This window comes from Streptomyces sp. AC627_RSS907 (genome assembly GCF_019049165.1).
Genome location: NZ_JAGMUE010000185.1, coordinates 1 through 3,948, shown reverse-complemented (window position 1 = coordinate 3,948; position 3,948 = coordinate 1). Strand labels below are relative to the sequence as shown.

General features: G+C 70.3%; 1 protein-coding gene. It reads right to left on the bottom strand.

What is annotated here, in order from left to right; genetic code table 11:
- Positions 1 to 3,948: SDR family NAD(P)-dependent oxidoreductase (locus tag KUM32_RS31255; RefSeq protein ID WP_308408760.1), on the bottom strand; the 3,948-nt coding region annotated here is incomplete at its 3' end.

Below are 3,948 nucleotides of genomic sequence, written 5' to 3'. Positions count from 1 at the left end.
ACCCAGCCACAACGGCTCACCGCCCGCACGGTCCTGCCCGTACGTCGCCAGCAACGCCTGCGCCTCGATCGGATCACCCAACGCCGTACCCGTACCGTGCGCCTCCACCACATCCACATCACGCGGTGCCAGACCAGCAGCCTCCAGCGCAGCCCGGATCACCCGCTGCTGCGAAGGACCATTCGGAGCCGTCAACCCGTTCGACGCACCGTCCTGGTTGACCGCACTGCCCCGCACCACCGCCAGCACCCGATGCCCCAGACGCTCGGCATCCGACAGCCGCTCCACCAGCAGCATGCCCACGCCCTCGCCCCAGCCGGTGCCGTCCGCACCCTCCGCGAACGACTTGCACCGCCCATCGGCCGCCAGACCCCGCTGCCGCGAGAACCCGACAAACGTGTTCGGCGTGGACATCACCGTCACACCACCGGCCAGCGCCGCGTCACACTCACCGTTGCGCAGCGCCTGCACCGCCAGATGCAACGCCACCAACGACGACGAACACGCCGTATCCACCGTCACCGCCGGCCCCTCAAGACCGAACGTGTACGACACACGACCGGAGGCGACGCTGCCGGAGCTGCCCGTGCTGAGGAAGCCTTCGACGCCGGGCGGCACTTCGGCTGTCTGTGAGCCGTAGTCGTGGTACATGACGCCGGCGAACACACCGGTCCGCGAGCCGCGCAGTCCCGACGGGTCGATCCCGGCCCGCTCGAACGCCTCCCACGACGTCTCCAGCAGCAGCCTCTGCTGCGGGTCCATCGCGAGGGCCTCGCGCGGCGAGATGCCGAACAGCCCCGGGTCGAAGTCCGCGGCACCCGCGAGGAAGCCACCCTGGCGGGTGTAGGAGGTGCCGGGGTGGTCGGGGTCCGGGTGGTAGAGCGCCTCGACGTCCCAACCCCGGTCCTCGGGGAAGAAGCCGATGCCGTCCCGGCCGTTCGCCACCAGGTCCCACAGGTCGTCCGGGCTGCTCACCCCACCGGGGTAACGGCAGGCCATGCCGACGATCGCGATCGGCTCGTCGGCCACCCGCTGACGGTGGAGGACGACGGCCGACCCGTGTGCGCTGGAGAGTCGCGCACCGAGGAAGGAGGCCAGCAGAGTGGTGTTCGGGTAGTCGAAGACCAGCGTGGACGGCAGCCGTAGTCCGGTGACTGTGGCCAGGCGGTTGCGCAGCTCGACGGCGGTGAGCGAGTCGAAGCCCAACTCGTTGAAGGCTCGCTCGGGATCGAGCTGGGCGGGTGATGCGTACCCGAGCACGGCGGCGACCTGGCCGCTGACCAGGGCCAGCAGCGTCCGACCCCGTTCGTGCTCGGGGAGCGTGGCGAGCCGCTGGGCCAGCGAGCTTCCCGGGGTGGCCTTGGCACGGCCGGGCACCAGACCGGCCAGCAGCGGCGGTACGTAGTCGACGGTGCGGAGTGCGGCGGTGTCCACGCCCAGCGCCGCGACGACGGGCCGTCCGCTGCCGAGTGCGGCGTCGAAGGCGGCCAGGCCCTGTTCCACGGTCAACGGCAGGATGCCACCGCGCCGCATACGATCCCGGTCGGTGTCGGTGAGGGCCTCGCCCATACCGGCGTCCCACAGGCCCCACGCGAGTGACGTCGCCGGAACACCCTCAAAACGCAGACGGGTGGCATAGGCATCCAGGAACGCGTTCGCCGCCGCGTAGTTCGCCTGCCCCGCATTGCCGAACAGACCCGCAGCCGACGAATACAACACGAACGCCGCAAGATCCTGACCCTCGGTCGCCGCGAGAAGGTTACGGGCCGCGTCCACCTTCGCACCGAAGACCGCATCCAACCGCTCCGCAGACAGATCGGTCAGCAGACCGTCATCCAGGACACCCGCCGCATGCACCACCCCCGTGACCCTCTCACCCCGCAGAGCCACCGCCACAGCATCCGCATCAGCCACATCACACGCGACCGCACGCACCTGCGCACCCTCGACCTCCACCACCCCACCCGAACGGGACAGCAGCACCAGACGACGCACCCCATGCGCCTCCACCAGATGACGGGTGACCAGACGACCCAACGTCCCCGACGCCCCGGAGACCACCACCGCCCCACCACCGAACCCAGGCACCCCCGCAGACCTCACCCGGACCAGACGCGGAACCCTCACCACCCCGTCCCGCAACACCGCCTGCGGCACCGGACACCACACATCCTCCGACGCGTCCAGCAGATGAATACGATCCGGATGCTCCGACTGCGCCGACCGCACCAGACCCCACAACGCCGCACCGTCCGGATCCGTGACCACCTCACCCACCGCACCGAACGTCCGCACCACCAACCGCGAACCAGCCCACGCGGGATCAGCCAGCCACCCCTGAAGCAACCCCAGCAGAGCCACCGACCGATCCCGAGCCGAACCCGGAACCGACGCATCCACCAACACCACAGACACCGGAGCCGGAAGAGCATCACCCAGCCGCACCACCACCGGAGCCTCGACCGCCGCAGCCACCCCCTCCTCCGGCACCCACTCCACACCGAACAACAACCGGTCCGCCGCACCACGCGACACCTGCCCCGCCGAAACCGGCCGCAGTGTCAGTGCGTCGACCCGGGCCACCGGCAAACCCGCCTCGTCGGCGAGCAACACGCGCACGGAGTCGGCGGAGGGCCCTGCCGAGAGCCGCACTCGCAGGGTGTCGGTGGGCGCGCCGAGCAGGCGTACGCCCGAGAAGGCGAAAGGCAGCTGAGCACCGTCGGCGGCCGACAGCAGGTCACCTGTTCCGATGGCGTGCAGGGCCGCGTCGAACAACGCCGGGTGTACGCCGAAACCGTCGGTCGGCTGGTCGACCGCGACCTCCGCGAACACCGCCGTACCGTCCCGCCAGACCCGTCGCAGCCCACGGAAGACCGGGCCGTAGGCCAGCCCCGCGTCCGCGAACGCCTCGTACAGTCCGTCGATGCCGAGTTCCTTGACACCGGCCGGCGGCCAGACGACAAGGTCGGTGTCCTCGGCGGTGGTGGTGTCGTCCGGGGAGAGAACACCGGTCGCGTGCAACGTCCAGGGTGCTTCGTCGTCGGGCCGGGCGTGGATGGCAACCTGGTGCCGTCCGTCTCCGTCCGGAGCGCTGATCGTGGTGCGGATCTGCGTGCCGTCGCTCACCGACAGGGCCAGTGGTGCCTGGAGCAGCAGTTCGTCGAGGACCGGCGCCCCGATGCGGGCTCCGCCGGCGAGTGCCATCTCGACCAAGGCAGTGCCGGGGACGACCGTGATGCCGTGGACCGTGTGGTCGGCCAGCCACGGGTGGGTACTGACCGACAGCCGGCCTGTGAGAACCGTCTCCGGCGTGTCTGGGAGTGAGATCGTCGCACCGAGCAGCGGATGGCCGGTCTCGGTCAACCCGAGCCCTGCGGCGTCCGCGGTGGGAAGGGGGCGACGGCGTGGCCAGAAGCGCTGGTGGTCGAAGGCGTAGCTCGGCAGGTCGAGGTGTCTGCCACCGCCCAGTACGGCCGGCCAGTCGACCGTGAGGCCGGTGGAGTGCAGCTCACCGATCGCGGTGAGCAGGGTGGTGACCTCGTGCCGGTCGCGGCGCAGCGCGGCAACGGCGACCGTGTCCGGGCTCGTCTCACCGATCAGCGTGGTGAGGACACTGTCCGGGCCCAGCTCGAGTACGACGTCGGTGGCCAGGTTCTGAGCCGCGTCGGCGAACCGGACCGGCTCACGCACCTGCCGCACCCAGTACTCCGGATCCGACCACTGACCGGCAGTGACCAGGGCACCCGTCACCGTCGACACCGCCGCCACCGTCGGCTCACTGAAACGCAGCCCACGCACGACCCGAGCGAACTCCTCGAGCATCGGCTCCATCAACCGCGAATGAAACGCATGACTCGTCCGCAACCGCGACGTCTTCCAACCCCGCCCGGCCACCCGCCCGACATCCGCCGCCAGACCCGACACCACCACCGACGACGGCCCATTCAC